Here is a 1,145-nt window from a genome sequence, read left to right as displayed (position 1 = left end):
ACACGCTACAACGGATTTGGGCAATTGGCTTAATGGAAAGTTGGTTTTGTATTTGGAAGTTTTGGCTAATCAGAAAAATAACGCTACTTTAGACCCAAACCGCGTGTAGCGCGGGAACGTTGGTGGCAATTATAAGAAGAAGCAGAATAAGCATAAGAAATGGAAGAACTGAAAAGACCCGAAATTGTAAATGTAGAAGATTTTTTTAACGAATATGTAGAGTATTTTGGAGGACAAGTAATTTCTAATAATGAACAAAATTTAGTTGACAGACCAAATGCAGATTATTTATTTAAAAATGAAAATGTTATTGCAGAATTAAAATGTTTTCAAAAGGATTTGTTTAATAATGAAGAAGATATTCCAAGAATTTTTAATTTTTTAGACAAATGGGAAGAAAAGAAATTAATAAAAAAAGGAGATAAACTTAAAATTATCCTTGGTTCAAAACAACTTCCAAAAGAATGCTATAATGATTTACTTATTGCTTGTTCTAAAACTATAGACAGGGTATTACATAAAGCAAATAAACAAATACAAGAATCAAAAAAAACCTTTTCACTTCCCAATGCAAAGGGATTAGTCCTACTATGTAACGACGGAAATTATTTTCTCCAAAATAATGAGTTTCTTGGACTAATTGCAAATCTTATGGGAAGAAAATATATGGAATCAGAAATTGATGGTTTTGTTTATTTTACACTTAATCAAGTTTCTAGAATCCCAAATAGTGAATTAGATTGGCGTATGTGGACGCCTTCATACAGACTTGAAAATGATGAAGTTCTTGGGTCTTTTGTAAATGAACTTGGTGCTAAATTTCAAAATGAATTTTATACAATGAAAACAGGAATTATACCAGTTGCAAAAATAATAACTGACGACATTGAAAAAGGAATTAATACAATTAAAACAATGAAACACATACCAAAAGACATCATATACAATAAGAAAAAATAACAGCCACCAACACACGCTACAACGGATTTGGGCAATTGGCTTAATGGAAAGTTGGTTTTGTATTTGTGATGATTTGGCAAATCCGAAGAATGGGCTAAATTTAGTCCCAAACCCGCTGTAGCGCGGGAACGTTAGGGTGTATAGCTCCGTTGAAAAGACACAGCCGACATCAACCAGACGTTTTT

The 1,145-nt window shown here is 32.0% G+C and carries 1 protein-coding gene; it reads left to right on the top strand.

Going from position 1 to position 1,145, the window contains the following annotated elements:
* The first annotated feature begins 159 nt into the window (after nt 1-159).
* Entirely contained in the window at nt 160-960 is an 801-nt protein-coding gene (locus FLB_RS10250) for a hypothetical protein (protein WP_064715876.1), read from the top strand.
* The last annotated feature ends 185 nt before the right edge of the window (nt 961-1,145 follow it).

It is taken from the genome of Flavobacterium succinicans (assembly GCF_001662485.1).
GTDB lineage: Bacteria > Bacteroidota > Bacteroidia > Flavobacteriales > Flavobacteriaceae > Flavobacterium > Flavobacterium succinicans_A.
Note: the sequence above shows the minus strand (reverse complement) of the source record. Positions and strands in the feature narration are given on the sequence as shown.

What these genes read in the sequence shown, in the direction of transcription:
- FLB_RS10250 (WP_064715876.1), top strand. Translation starts at nt 160, where the DNA reads ATGGAAGAACTGAAAAGACCCGAAATTGTAAATGTAGAAGATTTTTTT.